This is a genomic window from Massilia alkalitolerans DSM 17462 (assembly GCF_000427785.1).
GTDB classification, from domain to species: Bacteria; Pseudomonadota; Gammaproteobacteria; order Burkholderiales; family Burkholderiaceae_D; genus Telluria; species Telluria alkalitolerans.
On the sequence record NZ_ATYR01000001.1, the window covers coordinates 209,205 to 227,384 of the forward strand.

The 18,180-nt window shown below is 64.7% G+C and carries 21 protein-coding genes and 5 tRNA genes; 7 read left to right on the forward strand and 19 right to left on the reverse strand.

Annotation, left to right across the window (positions count from 1 at the left end; all coding sequences use genetic code 11):
• The first annotated feature begins 65 nt into the window (after window positions 1-65).
• A complete protein-coding gene (locus tag YWC_RS0100905; RefSeq protein ID WP_152570835.1) occupies window positions 66-317 on the forward strand; it encodes a hypothetical protein in 252 nt (83 codons plus the stop codon).
• A gap of 28 nt (window positions 318-345) precedes the next feature.
• On the opposite strand, the gene YWC_RS0100910 is transcribed toward YWC_RS0100905, so the two are convergent.
• Window positions 346-945 carry a nitroreductase family protein gene (locus YWC_RS0100910; RefSeq protein WP_036207464.1) on the reverse strand — a complete coding sequence of 200 codons (600 nt, stop codon included), beginning with the start codon at window positions 943-945 and terminating at the stop codon, window positions 346-348.
• A 208-nt stretch (window positions 946-1,153) separates the two neighbouring features.
• Here YWC_RS0100910 and YWC_RS0100915 point away from each other — a divergent pair, with 208 nt between their 5' ends.
• The 5 genes from YWC_RS0100915 to modC are packed head-to-tail and all read left to right on the forward strand — an operon-like array spanning window position 1,154 to window position 4,457.
• Entirely contained in the window at window positions 1,154-1,411 is a 258-nt protein-coding gene (locus YWC_RS0100915; protein WP_027863694.1) for a MoaD/ThiS family protein, read from the forward strand.
• 1 nt (window position 1,412) lies between these two features.
• On the forward strand, window positions 1,413-1,877 hold the full coding sequence (locus YWC_RS0100920) for a molybdenum cofactor biosynthesis protein MoaE (protein WP_027863695.1): 465 nt from the start codon (window positions 1,413-1,415) through the stop codon (window positions 1,875-1,877).
• A 25-nt stretch (window positions 1,878-1,902) separates the two neighbouring features.
• Window positions 1,903-2,655 (forward strand): molybdate ABC transporter substrate-binding protein, encoded by a 753-nt coding sequence (modA, locus tag YWC_RS0100925; protein WP_027863696.1) that lies wholly within the window; start codon window positions 1,903-1,905, stop codon window positions 2,653-2,655.
• 6 nt (window positions 2,656-2,661) lie between these two features.
• Window positions 2,662-3,357 (forward strand): molybdate ABC transporter permease subunit, encoded by a 696-nt coding sequence (gene modB, locus YWC_RS0100930; protein WP_027863697.1) that lies wholly within the window; start codon window positions 2,662-2,664, stop codon window positions 3,355-3,357.
• Window positions 3,354-4,457 (forward strand): molybdenum ABC transporter ATP-binding protein, encoded by a 1,104-nt coding sequence (gene modC / locus YWC_RS0100935; protein WP_027863698.1) that lies wholly within the window; start codon window positions 3,354-3,356, stop codon window positions 4,455-4,457. The genes modB and modC overlap by 4 nt, the downstream gene beginning before the upstream one ends.
• 109 nt (window positions 4,458-4,566) lie before the next feature.
• Here the strand turns inward: modC and YWC_RS27805 are convergent, their stop codons facing one another.
• The 16 genes from YWC_RS27805 to lepA form a co-directional block, all read right to left on the reverse strand.
• Window positions 4,567-5,214 carry an NnrS family protein gene (locus tag YWC_RS27805; protein WP_084416238.1) on the reverse strand — a complete coding sequence of 216 codons (648 nt, stop codon included), beginning with the start codon at window positions 5,212-5,214 and terminating at the stop codon, window positions 4,567-4,569.
• A 180-nt stretch (window positions 5,215-5,394) separates the two neighbouring features.
• Window positions 5,395-5,468 (reverse strand) — tRNA-Cys (locus tag YWC_RS0100945).
• Between the two features lie 137 nt (window positions 5,469-5,605).
• Window positions 5,606-5,679: transfer RNA gene (locus YWC_RS0100950), tRNA-Cys, on the reverse strand.
• Window positions 5,680-5,753: 74 nt separating this feature from the next.
• Window positions 5,754-5,829, reverse strand: a tRNA-Gly gene (locus tag YWC_RS0100955).
• 28 nt (window positions 5,830-5,857) lie between these two features.
• Window positions 5,858-5,933: transfer RNA gene (locus YWC_RS0100960), tRNA-Gly, on the reverse strand.
• Between the two features lie 45 nt (window positions 5,934-5,978).
• Window positions 5,979-6,054: transfer RNA gene (locus YWC_RS0100965), tRNA-Gly, on the reverse strand.
• Between the two features lie 89 nt (window positions 6,055-6,143).
• Window positions 6,144-6,722, reverse strand: a complete 579-nt coding sequence (gene pgsA, locus YWC_RS0100970; protein ID WP_027863700.1) for a CDP-diacylglycerol--glycerol-3-phosphate 3-phosphatidyltransferase — start codon at window positions 6,720-6,722, stop codon at window positions 6,144-6,146.
• Window positions 6,723-7,000: 278 nt separating this feature from the next.
• Window positions 7,001-8,905, reverse strand: a complete 1,905-nt coding sequence (uvrC, locus tag YWC_RS0100975; protein WP_084416239.1) for an excinuclease ABC subunit UvrC — start codon at window positions 8,903-8,905, stop codon at window positions 7,001-7,003.
• Between the two features lie 177 nt (window positions 8,906-9,082).
• A complete protein-coding gene (gene acpS / locus YWC_RS0100985) occupies window positions 9,083-9,484 on the reverse strand; it encodes a holo-ACP synthase (protein WP_027863702.1) in 402 nt (133 codons plus the stop codon).
• A gap of 1 nt (window position 9,485) precedes the next feature.
• Window positions 9,486-10,259 (reverse strand): pyridoxine 5'-phosphate synthase, encoded by a 774-nt coding sequence (locus YWC_RS0100990; protein ID WP_027863703.1) that lies wholly within the window; start codon window positions 10,257-10,259, stop codon window positions 9,486-9,488.
• Window positions 10,260-10,268: 9 nt separating this feature from the next.
• On the reverse strand, window positions 10,269-11,069 hold the full coding sequence (recO, locus tag YWC_RS0100995) for a DNA repair protein RecO (protein ID WP_027863704.1): 801 nt from the start codon (window positions 11,067-11,069) through the stop codon (window positions 10,269-10,271).
• A 24-nt stretch (window positions 11,070-11,093) separates the two neighbouring features.
• A complete protein-coding gene (era, locus tag YWC_RS0101000) occupies window positions 11,094-12,023 on the reverse strand; it encodes a GTPase Era (RefSeq protein ID WP_036212616.1) in 930 nt (309 codons plus the stop codon).
• A gap of 8 nt (window positions 12,024-12,031) precedes the next feature.
• Window positions 12,032-12,799, reverse strand: a complete 768-nt coding sequence (rnc, locus tag YWC_RS0101005) for a ribonuclease III (protein WP_229412977.1) — start codon at window positions 12,797-12,799, stop codon at window positions 12,032-12,034.
• Between the two features lie 77 nt (window positions 12,800-12,876).
• Entirely contained in the window at window positions 12,877-13,287 is a 411-nt protein-coding gene (locus YWC_RS0101010) for a DUF4845 domain-containing protein (protein WP_027863707.1), read from the reverse strand.
• A 15-nt stretch (window positions 13,288-13,302) separates the two neighbouring features.
• Window positions 13,303-14,232 (reverse strand): signal peptidase I, encoded by a 930-nt coding sequence (gene lepB, locus YWC_RS0101015; RefSeq protein WP_027863708.1) that lies wholly within the window; start codon window positions 14,230-14,232, stop codon window positions 13,303-13,305.
• Window positions 14,233-16,026 (reverse strand): translation elongation factor 4, encoded by a 1,794-nt coding sequence (gene lepA, locus YWC_RS0101020; protein WP_027863709.1) that lies wholly within the window; start codon window positions 16,024-16,026, stop codon window positions 14,233-14,235.
• A 115-nt stretch (window positions 16,027-16,141) separates the two neighbouring features.
• On the opposite strand from lepA, the gene YWC_RS34015 reads away from it, so the two are divergent.
• The gene (locus tag YWC_RS34015; RefSeq protein ID WP_267872149.1) at window positions 16,142-16,273 is read left to right on the forward strand and encodes a hypothetical protein; all 132 of its coding nucleotides are present in this window, start codon (window positions 16,142-16,144) and stop codon (window positions 16,271-16,273) included.
• A 31-nt stretch (window positions 16,274-16,304) separates the two neighbouring features.
• Here YWC_RS34015 and YWC_RS0101025 read toward each other — a convergent pair whose 3' ends face one another.
• Both YWC_RS0101025 and YWC_RS0101030 read right to left on the reverse strand, forming a co-directional pair.
• A complete protein-coding gene (locus YWC_RS0101025; RefSeq protein ID WP_371845954.1) occupies window positions 16,305-16,577 on the reverse strand; it encodes a glutaredoxin family protein in 273 nt (90 codons plus the stop codon).
• A complete protein-coding gene (locus YWC_RS0101030; protein ID WP_036212494.1) occupies window positions 16,574-18,052 on the reverse strand; it encodes a DegQ family serine endoprotease in 1,479 nt (492 codons plus the stop codon). The genes YWC_RS0101025 and YWC_RS0101030 overlap by 4 nt, the downstream gene beginning before the upstream one ends.
• Window positions 18,053-18,180: the final 128 nt, after the last annotated feature.

The following is an 18,180-nucleotide window of genomic DNA, read 5'->3' on the forward strand; positions in this document are numbered from 1 at the left end:
TAAGGAACTGCGCGCGTGGCGCGGCTACGATGAATGCACCCGATACCGATTCCCAAGGAGCCAAGATGGAACACTCACTTCAATTGAACGCCGTCCTCGATCACGCCAGCATCGACAAGATGCTGGGCGTGCTACGGTCCATGCCGGGCATCCGCGCCGTCGAGCTGGCTGCAGGCAGCAGCCGGGTGGACCTGCAGTACGACGACGACCTGACCTCGCCGCAGGAAATCGACACCAGCATTTCGCGCTCGGGCTTCCCCCTGCAGCAGCGCGCCGCCCGCTCGGGCAGCTGCTGCGGCTCGTGCGGCGGCGTCTAGCAGCCCCTGGCGCGCCCGCGCGGCCCGTTCACAGCACCGTCAGGTAGTGCGCGGGCTGCGGGCGCGGGCGTGCCGCCTTGACGCACTCGGCGCTGCCGAAGCCGATGAAGCACACTGCCTGCTCGCCCGCCTCCAGCCCCAGCAGGCGGCGCATGCCGGAAGCGGCCAGCGCGGCGCCGCTGGCCAGGCCGCTGGCAATGCCGAGGGCCTGCGCCGCGATCAGCATGTTCTGCACCGCGCACCCCAGCGACACCAGGCGCTCGGCCACAGGAACATCTGCAAGCGCTGGATCGGCGCGCAAAACGGCGACCAGCAGGCAGGGCGCGTGGAAGGCCTTGCCATGGGCAGCGCTGCGCGCGTCTTCATCTGCGTCCGGCTCGCGCTGCACCAGGGCGTCCACGAAGGCATCGCCCAGTTCATGGCGCTTATGCGCCGGAATCAAGACCAGGCGCCACGAACGCTGCTTGGCATGATCGGGCGCATGCCCTGCCGCCTCGCAGATGCGCTGCAGGCCCGCCTCGTCGGGGCCGGGCGCCTGCAAGCGGCGCAGCGATGTATTGCGGCGTGCAGCCAGCACCGTCCACAGCTCGTCGGACAATGCAGGCGGCGGGTAGGTGGGGAATTCCATGATGACCTCAGTTGCCTGGACTCGGCCGGTGTAATGCGGGATATTGTCGCACGCCTCTCTTGCGGACGAACTCGACCATTCAGCCTGGCACGTAGGCCGGAATGACTAGGTCGGCGTAAGCCGTCATGCCGACAGCCATGCGCCGGCGATCTCCCTAGAATGTCGGCAAACGCTTCCACCGAAACCATTCGCTCCGCATTCGACCACCATGCACATCAAACTGCGGCTCTTCGCCGGCTTGCGCGAGACCCTCGGGGTCTCCTCCGACAACCTGACGCTGCCGGACAGTACCCGCACTGCCGCGGATGTGCTGCAAGCGCTGCGCGCGCGCGGCGGCGCCTGGACCGAAGCCCTGTCCGACCCCAGCGCGTTCCGGGTCGCGGTCGACCAGGTCTTGGGCAGCCTCGACAGCCCGGTGCACGATGGCGCCGAGCTTGCCTTCTTCCCTCCCGTGACCGGGGGCTGACATGCCCGTACGCGTACAGCACGAGGACTTCGACCTGTCTACCGAGATCGCCGCCTTGCGGGCCGGCCAGCCCGGCGTTGGCGCCGTGGTGGCCTTCGTCGGCACGGTGCGTGAAATGAACGACACCGGCGCCGTCTCGCACATGGAACTCGAACACTATCCCGGCATGACCGAGGCAGCACTGGAAGCCATTGCCCAGGAAGCTAGCCGGCGCTGGCCGGTCGCCGACATCCTGGTGATCCACCGGATCGGTGCCCTGCGCGGCTGCGACCAGATCGTGCTCGCGGCAGTGGCGGCGCGCCACCGCGGCGAGGCATTCGCCGCCTGCGAGTTCGTCATGGACTACCTCAAGACCCGGGCCCCTTTCTGGAAAAAGGAAATGAGGGCGGATGGCGCGCACTGGGTGGAGGCACGGGCCTCCGACGAGGCCGGCATGGCGAAGTGGCACGCAGGCGCCCAGGCATGAGCTCGCTGCCGACCTCCAGCATACGATGAAAAATTTTCTCCCAATCCTGCTCGTCGCACTGGCATGTGTCGGTGCGGCCCCTTCCGCCGATGCTGCCGAGGTACACGTGGCGGTAGCCTCGAATTTCTCCGCGCCCATGCAGAAGATTGCGCAGGCTTTCGAGAAAAAGAGCGGTCACAAGACCATCCTTGCCTTCGGCGCGACCGGCAAGTTCTACGCACAGATCAAGCACGGCGCACCCTACGGGCTGCTGCTGGCGGCCGACGCTGCGACGCCCGCCAGGCTGGTCGCGGAAGGCCTGGGCGTGTCCGGCACGGCCTTCAACTATGCCACCGGCCGGCTGGTGCTGTGGTCGGCGCAGGCCTCGCTGGTCGATGCCAGGGGAACCGTGCTGGCAAACCGCGGGTTCACGCACCTGGCGATCGCCAATCCCAGGACGGCGCCCTACGGCGCAGCCGCCGTCGACGTCCTTCAACAACTGCGCCTGCTCGGTGGACTGAAAAGCAGGCTGGTCCAAGGGGAAAACATTGCTCAGACCTATCAGTTCGTCAAGACCGGCAACGCGGCCCTCGGATTCGTGGCCATGTCCGACGTCTACCGGGGTGGCAGTTTCATCGGTGGATCGGCATGGGTCGTGCCGGCCGAGCTGCATGCGCCGATCCGCCAGGACGCCGTCGTGCTTGCCAAGGGCGCGGCCAACCCGGCGGCCCGGGAGCTGGCAGCCTACCTGCGCTCCGACGAGGCACGCCGGATCATCCGCTTCCATGGTTACGAGTAGCGGAGCATGGAAGACATCGATCCGCTTGCCGGTGATCTCGCCGCGGTCTGGCTGACCGTGAAACTGGCGACGCTGGTCACCCTCCTGCTGTTGCTGGTCGCCACGCCGCTGGCGTGGTGGCTGGCGCGCACGCGCTCGCGTTTGAAACCCGTGGTGGGCGCCCTGGTCGCGCTGCCGATCGTACTCCCGCCCACCGTGCTCGGCTTCTACATGCTGCTCGCGCTGGGGCCTGAAGGCCCGCTGGGCCGCATCAGCGCGGCCCTCGGGATGGGCATCAAACCCTTTACCTTCGAGGGCCTGGTGCTGGCCTCGGTCGTGTACTCGCTGCCGTTCGCGGTGCAGCCCCTGCAGAACGCTTTCGACGCGATCGGCAGGCGCCCCCTCGAGGTCGCGGCGACGCTGCGCGCAAGTCCATGGGACAGTTTCTGGACCGTGGTGGTGCCGCTGGCCCGGCCGGGATTCCTTTCCGCAGCCGTGCTTGGATTTGCCCATACGGTCGGCGAATTCGGCGTGGTACTGATGATTGGCGGGAATATCCCAAACGAGACGCGTGTCGTGTCTGTCCAGATCTATGACCATGTCGAAGCGATGGCCTACACGCAGGCGCACTGGCTTGCGGGAGGCATGCTCGTGTTCAGCTTCGTGGTCTTGTTCGCCCTTTACACCTGCTATCCCCAATCGATACGGAAACCGCGCACATGAATGGCTTACGGGTACAGTTCAATGTGGCGCTACGCGCCAGCGCAGCGGCCGAGCCGGACGGCTTTGCGCTCGAGATCGACCTTGCGTTGCCGCAGGACGGGATCAGCGCCCTCTTCGGGCATTCCGGATCGGGCAAGACCACCTGCTTGCGCGTGATTGCAGGCCTCGACCGAATCGCCGGTGCGCGCGTGTCCTTTGGCGACGAGGTCTGGCAGGACGATGGACGCAAGCTGTTCGTCCCTCCGCACCGGCGGGCGCTCGGCTATGTATTCCAGGAAGCCAGCCTGTTCGATCATTTGACGGTGCGCGGCAATCTCGAATTCGGCTTCAAGCGGGTACCGGTGCACGAGCGCCGTTTCAGCCCCGGCGCGATTACAGAGCTGCTCGGTATCGCGGCGCTGCTGGACCAGCGTCCTGCGCGCCTGTCCGGCGGCGAACGCCAGCGGGTTGCCATTGCACGCGCATTGCTGGCCTCGCCGCGCGTCCTGCTCATGGACGAGCCCCTGGCCGCGCTCGACTTCAGGCGCAAGCGCGAGATCCTTCCCTATCTGGAACGGCTGCGTGACGAGCTGGCCATTCCAATCGTCTATGTAAGCCATGCGCCGGACGAGGTGGCGCGACTGGCCGACCACCTGGTCCTGCTCGATGAGGGAAAAGTGCTGGCCAGCGGACCATTGGGCGAAACGCTGGCACGGGTCGACCTGCCGCCGCATGTCGGGCCTGAGATCGGCGCTGTGTTCGACGCCGTGCTGACACGGCACGACGCCGGCGACCTGTCCTCGCTGAGTTTCCCGGGAGGCATGCTTACGGTTGGGCGCCGCGCGGAGGCGATCGGCAGCCGGCTTCGTTGCCGCGTCGATGCGCGCGACATTGGCCTGTCGCTGATCGGTCCATCGACATCCGGCAGTGCCAACGCCCTTCCTGCCGAGATCACGGCGGTGGCCGCCGCGAACGACGCGATGGATGAGGTACTGGTGCAGTTACGGGTCGGGCCGACACCCTTCCTGGCGCGCGTCAAAGCACGACTCCTGCAAGAATTCGGTATCGTGCCGGGGCGCAAAGTCTGGGTGGAGATGCAACGCGTGGCATTGCTTTCCTAGGCCGCCGCGAGCGGACGGCATAAGGGAATCGCGTCGCCAATCCGTGTCGCCCCCATGCTTGCTGCGACGGGGACAATCCCGATCACGCAAGGGACAGCGCGCAGCCGGTTCAGGAATCGCTGCGCCGAGATTGAACGACGGCTGCCGCAGCGCGTTGCCGATCCGCTCCACCATGTCGAGCGCATGCTATTGCCAGGACGACGCTGACCAGGGCGGCTGCGCCTACCAGTGCGCCGGGGGCGAGCGGAGACAGGCCCAGTATTGCTGCATGGTAGAGGAAGTTCAACAGGGCCAGCAAGCACAGCAAGTCGACCAGAACGACGTGTTTCGACATCCGCGACCGTTTGAGAACCCGATAAAACGGCAAAGGGGCCAGAAACAGGAACGCACAGTCGATCGCAGCGAGAGCAGGATGCGGCGCCGCTAACATTGCCCCTCGTCCAGCGAGCCATACGAGTCCCGTTGCCACCGGCCAGATACTGCGCAGCGGATCCAATGCCATCCAATCCCGAGCGGACTTGTAGAGGAAACCGGTGAATACAGCCGCAAGCACACCGAAAATCGCCTCATGCGCAAACCAGCGCGCATCGATACGAGGATGCACCGTCCATTCAAGCGCGCCCCCCATCCATAAGAACAGGACGACTGCAGCAAGACCTGAGGCCAACGGGTAGAACGGACGCTCCGCGGCTTTGACAACACCGTATCCAATTGTGATGGAGCCTGGAGAAGCGGCCCTGCTGCTCGATACTGGCATTTTCCCGATGAGTGTTTGGACGACAACGCATCGTAGGGGGTGCCGAGGGATCGGGCAATCCGCCGGAATAACTATGGTGTCGGGAAGCCTGCGAAACGCCGCATTGGATCCATGCACGGCAGGCGCAATGCCTGGCCGGCTGTGTCATCGGCGGCCGGCGGAGAGAACGAACTTGGTATATGGAGGCGAGGACAGGAATCGAACCTGTCTCGGCGGCTTTGCAGGCCGCTGCATAACCTCTTTGCTACCTCGCCAGAACCTATCTTAGACCGATGGCTGCGTTCGGCTGTGTGCTGGCGCAAAGCCACGCAAATCCATATGACTCGAATGGCGGAAAGCTGGGGCCGGAAAAGCAAACGGGCCCTGAACAGGGCCCGTGCTTGATACGATCTGGAGGCGAGGACGGGAGTCGAACCCGTCTAGACGGCTTTGCAGGCCGCTGCATAACCGCTTTGCTACCTCGCCAGAGGTAATCTTGGAACAGCTGACCCGGCCGGTTATGTGCCGTATCAACCGAGAAGTAATGTCTTCTCTGAATTTGGAGCGGGAGAAGAGTCTCGAACTCTCGACCTCAACCTTGGCAAGGTTGCGCTCTACCAACTGAGCTACTCCCGCATTGGAGTCCTACCTGTCGTAAAACCTTTGGAGCGGGAGAAGAGTCTCGAACTCTCGACCTCAACCTTGGCAAGGTTGCGCTCTACCAACTGAGCTACTCCCGCATTGGAGTCTTACTACGCCTGTCGCACCAACTATCCGAAGATAACTGGAGCGGGAGAAGAGTCTCGAACTCTCGACCTCAACCTTGGCAAGGTTGCGCTCTACCAACTGAGCTACTCCCGCTTTGTCTTTCATTCTGCTGCGTTGTTGTCGCAACAGGCAGGCATTATAGAGATTCTATTCCGTACGTCAAGGATGACACAGAACATTTCTTACAAGCTTCCTGCCTTTTCTTTAATAAGCGGCCATGCGCGGCGCAGGTAGTAGAACATCGACCAGACCGTCAGCCCGCCCGCCAGCCACAGGAAGTACTCGCCCCAGTACAGGGTGTCGATCCCGAACAGCACGTCATGGAACAGCAGCATTGGAATCGCCGTCATCTGGGCGGCGGTCTTGATCTTGCCGAGCGAGCTCACCGCCACCGACTTGGTGGCGCCGATCTGGGCCATCCATTCGCGCAAGGCGGAGATGGTGATCTCGCGGCCGATGATGATGAAGGCGATGATGGCGTTCACGCGGTCCAGCTGCACCAGCACCAGCAGCGCACCCGCCACCATCAGCTTGTCCGCGACCGGATCGAGGAAGGCGCCGAAGGCCGAGGTCTGGTTCCAGCGGCGCGCCAGGAAGCCGTCGAACCAGTCGGTGACGGCGGCGATGATGAAGACCAGGGTCGCGGCAAGGTTGCGGTCAGCCAGCGGCAACCAATGGGTCGGGAGATAGAAGACGCCTACAACCAGGGGAATCAGCGCTACACGTAGCCAGGTCAGGAGAATCGGAATGTTGAAAGGCATAGGAAAAACGCTGATTACGGGAATGAAAAGTTTGGGCGACAGTCTACATGGGTATTGCAAATTGGACTAGGTGACTCGTCTGTATGGGATGCAAGGAGAGGCTAATGGCCGCTGTACGAACTTGGATTCCCGCCTTCGCGGGAATGACGGTCTTTGAGCTAACGAAAAAATGACACCCTGGCCTGCTACCTCAGCACGTCACCCCGGCGCAGGCCGGGATCCAATTTCCCTTGTACACCCCAGAAACAAAACCGGGGCACAAGCCCCGGTCCGGTAAGTCAATGCAGCTGCCGGTAAATCTCCTCCGCCAGCGTACTCGAGATGCCCTCCACCGACATCAGGTCTTCCACGCTGGCGTCGATCACGCCGCGCAGGCCGCCGAAGCGGGCCAGCAGGCGCTGGCGGCGCTTGGCGCCGATGCCTTCGATCTCTTCGAGGCGCGAGGCCTGGTGTGCCTTGGCACGCTTGGCGCGCATGCCGGTAATCGCGAAGCGGTGCGCCTCGTCGCGGATCATGGCCACCAGCATCAGGGCGGCCGATTCCTTGCCCAGTTCCTGCGGCGCGCGGCCGTCGGCGAAGATCAGGGTTTCCAGGCCCACGCGGCGCCCTTCCCCCTTGGCCACACCGACGATCATCGCGATGTCCAGCCCCAGTTCCTCGAACACCTGGCGCGCCATCTCGACCTGGCCCTTGCCGCCGTCGACCAGCACGATGTCGGGCATGACGCCTTCGCCATTGGCCACCTTCTCGTAACGGCGCTGCAGCACCTGGCGCATCGCGGCGTAGTCGTCGCCCGGAGTGATGCCGTTGATGTTGAAGCGGCGGTACTCGCCGTTCTGCATCTGGTGGTGGTGGAATACCACGCAGGAGGCCTGGGTCGCCTCGCCCGCCGTGTGGCTGATGTCGAAGCATTCGATGCGCAGCTCGTCGAGGGGTTCGCTGTCCAGCGACAGCACCTCGGCCAGCGCCCGCGTGCGCGCCTGCTGCGAGCCCTGCTCGGACAGCAGGCGCGCCAGCGCGATTTCGGCGTTCTTGCAGGCCAGCTCCAGCCACTGGCGGCGCTGCCCCTGCGGCTGGAAGATCAGGTTGATGCGGTGGCCACACTGCTCGGATAGAGCCACGATCAGTTCCGGCTGGTCGAACTCGATGTTCAGGATCAGGGTGCCGGGGATGAACTGGCCCGCGTAGTGCTGGGCCAGGAAGGCGCACAGCACCTCGGTCTCGATCGGGCATTCGCCCAAAGGCCCACCCAATGCGTCGCCGACGTGGGTCGGGAAGTAGGCGCGGTCGCCCAGGTGGCGTCCGCCGCGCACCATGGCCAGGTTGACGCAGGCGCGGCCGCCCTGCACCACCACGGCGATCACGTCGACGTCGGCGTCGCCCACGGTTTCCATGCTCTGCGCGTGCAGCACTTTCGACAGGGCCTGGATCTGGTTACGCACGCTGGCGGCCTGCTCGAACTTCAGCTCCATGGCGTAGGACTGCATCTTCTGCTCCAGGTCCTCCAGCACTTCGCTCTGGCGCCCGCGCAGGAAGCGCGCCGCGTTGTCGACGTCGCGCTTGTAGTCCTCCGGCGCGATCAGGTCGACGCAGGGCGCGCTGCAGCGGCCGATCTGGTGCAGCAGGCAGGGGCGCGTGCGATTGCTGTAGACGCTGTCCTCGCAGGTGCGCAGCAGGAAGACCCGCTGCAGCAGCTGGATCGATTCCTTGGCCGCCCAGGCGCTCGGGAAAGGCCCGAAGTACTGGTTCTTCTTGTCCAGCGCGCCGCGGTAGTAGCCCAGGCGCGGCGCTTCGCCGCCCGTGATCCGGATGTAGGGGTAGCTTTTGTCGTCGCGGAACAGGATGTTGTAGCGCGGCTTGAGCGACTTGATCAGGTTGTTTTCCAGGATCAGCGCCTCGGCCTCGCTGCTCGTCACCGTGGTCTCCAGGTGCGCGATCTGCGACACCATCATGGCGATGCGCGGGCTCGACAGGTTCTTCTGGAAGTAGCTCGACACCCGGTTCTTGAGGTTGCGCGCCTTGCCGACGTAGAGCACGTTCTGGTTGGCGTCGAAATAGCGGTACACGCCCGGCAGCCCGGGCAGTTTTGCCACAGTCGCCAGTACCTGCTCGCGCGCCGCTTCGGTCGGCTGCACCGGCAGCAAAGCGTCGCCCTTCAAAGTCGCTTTCAATTCTTCTTTCATGGCCTGCCAACTGTCCGGCCGCACGCGTGGCGCGGCGGCCTCAATCTTCCTGATCCTGGGTCTGGCGGCGCCGATGCGCGCCGGCTTCGTTGCCGGGACCGGCATCGCGGCCCCGCCGCTCGCCACATAGGCGACGGTCCTCTCGTCTTCCTTGCTCACGTCCTACCTACTCTAGCTTTATGCGGCAACAATCTTGGTCACGATCACGAAGGCCACCGCATAATCGGCCTCGTCGCTGACGGTCACCTGCGCCGTCAAGCCATTGGCGCGCATGAATTCTTCCAGGGCCCCGCTGCACACGATGACGGGCTTGCCGCTGGGTGCGTTGAGCATCTGGGCCGAGCGCCAGGTCATGGGCATGCGCATGCCCAGCCCGATCGCTTTCGAGAACGCCTCCTTGGCCGAGAAGCGGGTGGCCAGGAAGCGCAGTCCACGCACCGCGTTCTTGCTGCTCCTCGCATGGTATTTCGCCAGTTCCTCGGGGCCGAGGATCTTCTCCGCGAAGCGCGGGCCGCTGCGCGCGAGCGCCGCCTCGACACGCGAAATCTGCACGATGTCGGTGCCGATGCCGTAGATCATCTCAGGCCCCTGCCCCGTATTGCACGCCGAGGCGCGCCGCCACCATGATGGCCTTCATCTCGCGCACCGCGTTCTCCCAGCCCGCGAACAGGGCGTGGGCGACGATCGCATGGCCGATGTTGAGCTCGTGGATGTCGGCAATGGCCGCGATCGGCTGCACGTTGGTGTAGTGCAGGCCGTGGCCGGCGTTCACGCGCAGGCCGCGCGAAGCGCCCGCCCGTACGCCGACCTTGATGCGCTCGATCTCGCGCAGCGCCTCCTCGCCGTGGCTTTCGGCGTAGCGGCCGGTGTGCAGTTCGATCACGGTGGCGCCCACCGCTGCAGCTGCTTCGATCTGGCCTTCGTCGGCATCGATGAACAGCGACACCCGGATGCCCTCACCTTTCAACTGCTGCACCGCCGCTTCCACTTCCTTGTAGTAGCGGATCACGTCCAGGCCGCCCTCGGTGGTGACTTCCTCGCGCCGCTCCGGCACCAGGCACACGTCCTGCGGCTTGACCTGGCAGGCGAAGTCGATCATCTCGCGGGTGACCGCCGCTTCCAGGTTCATGCGCGTGGCCAGTTGCGGGCGCAGCGCGATCACGTCGGCATCCTTGATGTGTCGGCGGTCTTCGCGCAGGTGCAGGGTGATCAGGTCGGCGCCGGCCTGCTCGGCCAGCAGGGCCGCGCGGATCGGGTCCGGGTAGACGGTGCCGCGGGCATTGCGCACGGTGGCGATGTGGTCGATGTTGACGCCGAGGTCGATGACGGAGCCAAGGGGTTGCAGGAAGCTCATGTGTGGTCTTTATAGTTGCATCAGGTCGATCAAAATCTGGCGCGTATTCAGCGGCGCGCCGCCCAGGTGGTGCGCCAGCAGGAAGCGCATCAGCTGCTTGCTCTGCGCCTGCGTGACCGGGTCGCTGTAATCCTCGCGCTCCATGTCGAGCAGGGTCTTGCCGAGGACTACCGGCCAGACGTCGGCGGGCACGGCTTCGCGCGCGCCCTTTTCGGGGTCCACCACGTAGTCGCGCGCCGGGTCGACCTGGCCGCGCGTCGTGGTCGAGCGCGCCAGGTCGGCGGCGACCCCAGTTTCCTTAAGTAAGGCCCGTTCGAACTTTCGCAAGACGATGGGCGGCGGTTCGCCGTGGGCCAGCTGGTTCAATGTCGAGACGTAGTGGTCGAACAAGGCCGGGTGCTTGTCGTCGCGCGCGAGCAGCTTGACCAGCAGCTCGTTGAGATAAAAGCCGCACAGCAGCGCGGTCTTCTCCAGCGGCAGCATGCCGCCGACCCATTCGGCGTCGATCAGGGTGCGCAGTTCAAGCTTGCCGCTGAACGAGACCGACAGCGGCTGGAAGGTCTGCAGCACGCCGCGCAGCTTCGACAGCGGCCGCTTGGCGCCTTTCGCCACCACGCCCACGCGGCCGAAGTCGCGCGTGAACATGTCCACGATCAGGCTGGTTTCCTTGTAGGGATAGCTGTGCAGGACGAAGCCGGGCTGGCCGTTTACACGGGTGTCGCGCACTGGCGGACGGCTGCGCTTGGCCGCGACCGGAGCGCTCGGCTCCGGTGTGTCGATGAGGTCGTCTGGTTGTGCTTGATCTGGCATGCGGTGGGGACGGCCTCCGAACGCTTACTCGTAACCGTAGGCGCGCAGGCCCGCTTCGTTGTCGGCCCAGCCGGATTTGACCTTGACCCAGATTTCCAGGTACACGGGGCCGTCGAACAGCTTTTCCATGTCCAGGCGCGACTGGGTCGAGATTTCTTTCAGGCGCGCGCCCTTGTTACCGATGATCATGGACTTGTGCGTGTCGCGCTCGACCAGGATGGCGCAGAAGATGCGGCGCAGGTTGCCCTCCTGCAGGAACTGCTCCACCACCACGGTGCTCGTGTAAGGCAGCTCGTCGCCCAGCAGGCGGAACACCTTTTCGCGCACGATCTCGGCGGCCAGGAACTTCTCGCTGCGGTCGGTGATGTCGTCCGGCCCGAAGATCGGGGCATTCTCCGGCAGGTGGCGCTTGATCTCGTTTTCCAGCGCGTCGACCTGGAAACGCATCTTGGCCGAGACCGGCACGATGGCGGTGAAGTCGCGCAGCGCGGCGATCTTTTGCGCGAACGGCATCAAGACCGCCTTGTCCTTCATGCGGTCCGACTTATTGATGACCAGTACCACCGGGACGTTCTTCGGCAGCAGGTCGAGCACCTGCTGGTCGGCCGGACCAAAGGTGCCGGCTTCCACCAGGAACAGGATCACGTCCGAGGAGGTGAGCGTGTTTGAGACGGTCTTGTTCAGCGTCTTGTTGAGCGCATTCGCATGGCGGGTCTGGAAGCCCGGCGTGTCGACGTAGATGAACTGGGCGTCGTCGCGGGTCTGGATGCCGGTGATGCGGTGGCGCGTGGTCTGGGCCTTGCGCGAGGTGATCGACACCTTGGCGCCGATCAGCACGTTCATCAGGGTCGACTTGCCGACGTTCGGGCGGCCGACGATGGCGATATAGCCGCAGCGGAAGTTCTCCGGGGTGCCGGTGGTGTCGGTGGTGTCGTTGCTGTCGATATTATTCATGGTGGTGCTCATGCGGATTTGCTGCCTGTTTGTTCTGTTCCTGCGGCCCCATCGGACTGGACCGTACCGATGCCTGCCAGCTTCAGCTGGGCGGCGCGTGGTTTGCTCTTGCGGGCCGCCGGCGCCTTGGCCAGCACCGCCTGCGCCGCTTCCAGCGCCAGCCTGGCTGCGGCCTGTTCGCCGGCGCGGCGGCTGCCGCCGCGTCCGAAGACCTGCACGTTCAGCTTCGGCACCAGGCACTCGACTTCGAATTCCTGGCTGTGGGCGGCGCCGTGCGTGGCCACCACGTTATAGGTCGGCAGCGAGATTTTCTTGCTCTGCAGGAATTCCTGCAGCAGGGTCTTGGCATCCTTGCCCAGTGTACGCGGATCGACCGAGTCGAGCAGCGGAATGTAGAAGGCGCGGATCACGTCGCGCGCGGCATCGAAACCGGTGTCGAGGAAGATCGCGCCCAGCAGGGCCTCCAGGGTGTCGGCCAGGATCGAGGGACGGCGGAAGCCGCCCGATTTGAGCTCGCCCTCCCCCAGGCGCAGGAACTGCGACAGCTCGAGCTTCTGGGCGATCTCGAACAGCGATTGCTGCTTGACCAGGTTGGCGCGCAGTCGCGACAAATCGCCTTCGTCGAGCTTGGTGAAGCGCTCGTACAGGATCGAGGCCACGACGCAGTTCAGGATCGAGTCGCCCAGGAATTCCAGGCGTTCGTTATGCAGCGCGCTATGGCTACGGTGGGTCAGGGCTTGCTGGAGCAGGCCGGTGTCCCGGAACGTGTAAGCCAAGCGTGTTTGCAATAACTGTAGATTCATTGTGCTGTCATGGTTTCACCAGGCACCCAGTGCCCGGAGTCTATTACCTGTTACTGGGACGCGGTTGCGGCCCCATCTGCTTCTTGTGCCGCATTGACGCCGCTCGGGTCGGTCGTACCCGCGTAATCGATCACGAGGCTCACATTGCCCACCAGCGGCACCCGCTTCTCGTAGGCGAAGCTGACTTGCGTCTCGCCGTCGTCGCGGGTGATGGTCAGGTCGCGGCCGCTGATGGCGGTAACGTTGTTCATGCCGGCGTTCTTGTCAAAGGCTACCTGCATTTCGCGCGGCGTGCCGCCAGCTTCCTTGGCGCGCACGATCGCTTCCTTGATCGCGCTGTACTCGAACCAGGTCGGCAGCAGCTTGAGCGCGAAGACGGCGATCACGCCGATCACGGCCAGGACGAGGATCAGGCCGGTCAGGGAAACGCCGGCTTGCTTACTGGGTGCTTGGTGACGCATCGTGGATCTCCCGGATTACTGGATGCCGCCAATCCGTTTGGGATTGCTGAAGTTCATCCAGACGACGATCGCCTTGCCAACAATGTTTTTATCCGGCACGAAGCCCCAATAGCGGCTGTCGGCACTGTTGTCGCGGTTATCGCCCATCATGAAATAGTTGCCTGGAGGTACGATACAGGTAAATTTATCGTACGAATAGTCGCAGGCTTCACGATTCGGGAAATTGTCCACAGCGCCGATGTCGATCGTGCGCTTGCCCTCGGTGTTCAGGATGCGGTGCGCCACACCGTTTTCCTTGCCCGGCAGCTGCTCGACGAACTGCTTGTGGTAGATCGGGTGCTGGTCGTCCAGGTAGTCGTCCATCGGGGTGTACTGGACTGGCTTGCCGTTCACGGTCAAGCGCTTGTCTTCGTAGGTGATGGTGTCGCCCGGCACGCCGATGACGCGCTTGATGTAGTCCTGGCCCATGTCCTTCGGATACTTGAACACCATGACGTCGCCGCGCTCCGGGTCACCCACTTCGATCACCTTCTTGTTGACGATCGGCAGGCGGACGCCGTAGGCGTACTTGTTCACGAGGATGAAGTCGCCCACCAGCAGGGTCGGCACCATCGACGAGGACGGGATCTTGAACGGCTCCCACAGGAAGGAGCGCAGGATGAACACCAGCGCGATCACCGGGAAGAAGCTGCCCGAGTACTCGATCCAGGTCGGCTGGCGCAGGTGCGCCTGCTCGATGGCGGCGCGCCCGTTGCCGCTGTCGACCTTGATGCCCTCGGCGGTGAGCTTGCTGGTGCGGGCGTCGTATTCGGCCAGGGCGGCGTCGGCCTTGCGGCGGCGCGCCTTGGCCAGCACGAACACGTCCAGGCACCAGATGACGCCGGTGACCACCATCAGGACGAACAGGATCAGAGCAAAATTGCTCAGGATGGGTTGCATATCCATTTATTTTTCTTCCACCTGGAGGATGGCCAGGAAGGCCTCCTGCGGGATCTCCACCGAACCGACCTGCTTCATGCGCTTCTTGCCGGCCTTCTGCTTCTCGAGCAGTTTCTTCTTACGCGAAATGTCGCCGCCATAGCACTTGGCCAGCACGTTCTTGCGCAGCGCCTTGACGTTTTCGCGCGAGATGATGGTGGCGCCGATCGCGGCCTGGATCGCCACGTCGAACATCTGGCGCGGGATCAGTTCGCGCATCTTGGCCGCCACCTGGCGCCCGCGGTAGGGAGCGTTGGCGCGGTGCACGATGATCGCCAGCGCGTCGACCTTCTCGCTGTTGATCAGCATGTCGACCTTCACCACGTCGGCGGCGCGGTATTCCTTGAACTCGTAGTCCATCGAGGCATAGCCGCGCGAGGTCGATTTCAGGCGGTCGAAGAAGTCCAGCACGATTTCCGCCATCGGGATCTCGTAGTGCAGCTTGACCTGGCGGCCGTGGTAGGCCATGTCCATCTGGACGCCGCGCTTGCCGTTACACAGGGTCATCACCGCACCCACGTACTCTTGCGGCATGTACAGGTTGACGTCGACGATCGGCTCGCGCACTTCGTTGATCTTGGACGGCTCCGGCATCTTGGACGGGTTGTCGACGCGGACCATGCTGCCGTCGCGCATCTCGACCTCGTACACCACGGTCGGGGCGGTGGTGATCAGGTCCATGTCGAACTCGCGCTCGAGGCGTTCCTGCACGATCTCCATGTGCAGCAGGCCAAGGAAGCCGCAGCGGAAGCCGAAGCCCAGCGCCTGCGAGACTTCCGGCTCGTACATCAGGGCGGCGTCGTTCAGCTTGAGCTTTTCCAGCGAATCGCGCAGGGCGTCGTACTGGTTGGCTTCCACCGGGAACAGGCCGGCGAACACCTGCGGCTGGACTTCCTTGAAGCCCGGCAGCGGGCTTGGTGCCGGCTTGCTCGCCAGGGTGACGGTGTCGCCCACCTTGGCGGCGGTCAGTTCCTTGATGCCGGCGATGATGAAGCCCACCTGCCCTGCCGACAGTTCCGGCAGCGAGACCGAGCGCGGGGTGAACACGCCGATGTTCTCGACCAGGTTCACGGAACCGGTTGCCATCAGGAGGATCTTGTCCTTCGGACGCAGGGTGCCGTTGACCACGCGCACCAGCATCACGACGCCCACGTAGGGGTCGTACCAGGAGTCGACGATCAGGGCCTGCAGCGGCGCGTCCTTGTCGCCCTTGGGCGGCGGCACCTTGGCGATCAGGGTTTCCAGCACGTCTTCCACGCCCAGGCCGGTCTTGGCCGAGCACACGGTGGCGTCGGACGCGTCGATGCCGATGACGTCCTCGATTTCCTTCTTGGCGTTGTCCGGGTCGGCGTGCGGCAGGTCGATCTTGTTCAGGATCGGCACCACTTCCACGCCCAGGTCGAGCGCGGTGTAGCAGTTGGCCACGGTCTGGGCTTCCACGCCTTGCGAGGCGTCGACCACCAGCAGCGCGCCTTCGCAGGCCGACAGCGAGCGCGAGACTTCGTAGGAGAAGTCGACGTGGCCCGGGGTGTCGATCAGGTTCAGGTTGTAGGTCTGGCCGTCGCGCGCCTTGTACTGCAGCGCCGCGGTCTGGGCCTTGATGGTGATGCCGCGCTCGCGTTCCAGGTCCATCGAGTCGAGCACCTGCGCGTCCATCTCGCGCTCCGACAGGCCGCCGCACAGCTGGATGATACGGTCGGCAAGGGTCGATTTGCCGTGGTCGATGTGGGCAATGATGGAGAAGTTACGTATGTTGTTCATTAACAAAGCTCAAAACCAAAAAGGCCGCGGGCAGCGCGGCAGGCTACGACAACGAATAGGGGCAATGCAAAAAAGCGCTCCGTGAGGGCATGCCGGCCCCCGGTCGAAGCGCTCGATGAAGCGAATGAAAAGCGTGGGCGGCAGGCTTGCGGTCGGCCGGCGCTTTTCCGACCCCGGCATTTTACCGGATTCCGCGCCGGAAAGCCCGGTTTTGGGGGCGGCGAAGGGCAGAAAGGCCCGTTTTTGATTATCCGGGAGACAATCGCGGGGTTTGCGGATCAGGCGGCAGCCCGGGCGCAGGCGTCGGCCCAGCCGCGCGCCGCCACCGGGTCGAGAAAGTAATGGCACAGCTCCTCGCCCTTCGGGTCGCCATACAGCACCGGCACCAGCTCGTCGAAACGCGCCACCAGCGCCGGGTCGGCATCGACGTCGACCACGGCGACGTCGAAGCGCTCGCCGGGCTGCTGCAGGGCCAGCAAGGCCTGCAGCATGTCTCCGCACAGGTGGCAGTAGCTGCGCGAGTACAGCGTGAACGGAACCGCCCCCATCATTGACGCGGCTTCACGACGACGTACTGGGTGACGTCGTCACGCCGCACCAGCAGGGCCACCGGCTTTTTCGGGTCGAGCTTGGCGACCAGGCCATTGAACTGGGCCACGTTGCTCACCGGGCTATTGCCCACCTGCGAGATGATGTCGCCCGGGCGGATGCCGGCCGTGGCCGCACTGCCCTCGGCATTCTCGACCAGCACGCCGCCGTCGACGCCGGCTTCGGCGCGCGCCACCGCCGGGATGTCGGAAACCACCAGGCCGAGCGCGTTCGGCGCGGCGCCCGGGGTCGGCTTCTTGGGCGTCGGGCGGGCGGTCGGGGAACGCTCTTCCTGCAGTTCGACGATGGTCACCGGCACGTCGAGCTGGGTGCCGCGGCGCCACACGGTGACGTTGGCCCGGCTGCCGACCTTGGTGGCGCCGACCAGGCGCGGCAGGTCGCGGGTGGTCTCGATCGGCTGGCCGTTGAATTTCAGGATGATGTCGCCGACCTTGATGCCGCCCTTCTCCGCCGGGCCGCCGGCTTCGACCATCGATACTTCCGCCCCGCGCGCCTTGCCCAGGCCGAGCGACTCGGCGACGTCGCGCGTGACTTCGCTGATCTGCACGCCCAGGCGCCCGCGCGTGACCTTGCCGGTGGTTTTCAGCTGGTCGGCCACGCGCATGACCTCGTCGATCGGCACCGCGAAGGAGATGCCGTTGTAGGCGCCGGACAGCGTGGCGATCTGCGAGTTGATGCCGATGACCTCGCCGCGCATGTTGATCAGCGGGCCGCCCGAGTTGCCCGGGTTCACCGCGACGTCGGACTGGATCAGCGGCAGGTATTCGCCGGTGTCGCGCGACTTGGCCGAGATGATGCCGGAGGTGACGGTGTTGTCGAGGCCGAAGGGCGAGCCGATCGCCACCACCCATTCGCCGACCCGGATCTTGCTGGAGTCGCCGGTGCGCAGGTAGGGCAGGTTGCTGGCCGAGAGCTTGAGCAGGGCCACGTCGGAACGGCGGTCGGCGCCCAGCACCTTGGCCTTGAATTCGCGCCGGTCGGTGAGCGTGACGGTGACTTCGTCGGCGCCTTCGACCACGTGGGCATTGGTGAGCACGAAGCCATCGGCGGAAACGATGAAGCCGGAACCGACGCCGCGCGTGACCTGCTCCTCGGCGCCGCCCTGTCCGCCCGGACGGCCCTGGCCGCGCCCGCCGCCACGCGGAATCTGGCCGCCGAAGAAGCGGCGCAGGAATTCCTGCATTTCCTCCTCGCCCGGCATGCCCTGGCCGCGCTGCACGCGTTCGGTGGTGCGGATGTTGACCACGGCGGGGCCGACCTTGTCGATCAGGTCGGAGAAATCGGGCAGGCCGGTGACGACCGGGGTCTGCACCGGCGCCGCCGCCATGGCGGTGTGGGGGAGGAAGGCACAGCTCGCTGCGACCAGCAGGGCCGGCAGGAACACGCGAAGTGGACGATGCTTGGATTGACGGGTCATGGGCTTGGCGGTGGAAGGCTGAGATTGACTTTATGGTAAGCCAAAATACGCGCTTTGTCGCGCCGTACGCGGGCATGCCGCGCCCCCATCGGAGGTGGAAAAGGGATTGGGAACAAGCCGAAAGGCTT

Bases quoted from the DNA above. Each gene is read 5' to 3' on its own strand.
- uvrC (WP_084416239.1), bottom strand. From the start codon at position 8,905: ATGAAAGAAGAATTGAAAGCGACTTTGAAGGGCGACGCTTTGCTGCCG.
- YWC_RS34015 (WP_267872149.1), top strand. From the start codon at position 16,142: ATGAAGCGAATGAAAAGCGTGGGCGGCAGGCTTGCGGTCGGCCGGCGC.
- YWC_RS0101030 (WP_036212494.1), bottom strand. From the start codon at position 18,052: ATGACCCGTCAATCCAAGCATCGTCCACTTCGCGTGTTCCTGCCGGCC.
- YWC_RS0100910 (WP_036207464.1), bottom strand. From the start codon at position 945: ATGGAATTCCCCACCTACCCGCCGCCTGCATTGTCCGACGAGCTGTGG.
- YWC_RS0101025 (WP_371845954.1), bottom strand. From the start codon at position 16,577: ATGATGGGGGCGGTTCCGTTCACGCTGTACTCGCGCAGCTACTGCCAC.
- era (WP_036212616.1), bottom strand. From the start codon at position 12,023: ATGAATAATATCGACAGCAACGACACCACCGACACCACCGGCACCCCG.
- recO (WP_027863704.1), bottom strand. From the start codon at position 11,069: ATGCCAGATCAAGCACAACCAGACGACCTCATCGACACACCGGAGCCG.
- modA (WP_027863696.1), top strand. From the start codon at position 1,903: ATGAAAAATTTTCTCCCAATCCTGCTCGTCGCACTGGCATGTGTCGGT.
- lepB (WP_027863708.1), bottom strand. From the start codon at position 14,232: ATGGATATGCAACCCATCCTGAGCAATTTTGCTCTGATCCTGTTCGTC.
- lepA (WP_027863709.1), bottom strand. From the start codon at position 16,026: ATGAACAACATACGTAACTTCTCCATCATTGCCCACATCGACCACGGC.
- modC (WP_027863698.1), top strand. From the start codon at position 3,354: ATGAATGGCTTACGGGTACAGTTCAATGTGGCGCTACGCGCCAGCGCA.
- YWC_RS0100915 (WP_027863694.1), top strand. From the start codon at position 1,154: ATGCACATCAAACTGCGGCTCTTCGCCGGCTTGCGCGAGACCCTCGGG.
- YWC_RS0100990 (WP_027863703.1), bottom strand. From the start codon at position 10,259: ATGAGCTTCCTGCAACCCCTTGGCTCCGTCATCGACCTCGGCGTCAAC.
- YWC_RS0101010 (WP_027863707.1), bottom strand. From the start codon at position 13,287: ATGCGTCACCAAGCACCCAGTAAGCAAGCCGGCGTTTCCCTGACCGGC.
- YWC_RS27805 (WP_084416238.1), bottom strand. From the start codon at position 5,214: ATGCCAGTATCGAGCAGCAGGGCCGCTTCTCCAGGCTCCATCACAATT.
- YWC_RS0100905 (WP_152570835.1), top strand. From the start codon at position 66: ATGGAACACTCACTTCAATTGAACGCCGTCCTCGATCACGCCAGCATC.
- YWC_RS0100920 (WP_027863695.1), top strand. From the start codon at position 1,413: ATGCCCGTACGCGTACAGCACGAGGACTTCGACCTGTCTACCGAGATC.
- modB (WP_027863697.1), top strand. From the start codon at position 2,662: ATGGAAGACATCGATCCGCTTGCCGGTGATCTCGCCGCGGTCTGGCTG.
- acpS (WP_027863702.1), bottom strand. From the start codon at position 9,484: ATGATCTACGGCATCGGCACCGACATCGTGCAGATTTCGCGTGTCGAG.
- pgsA (WP_027863700.1), bottom strand. From the start codon at position 6,722: ATGCCTTTCAACATTCCGATTCTCCTGACCTGGCTACGTGTAGCGCTG.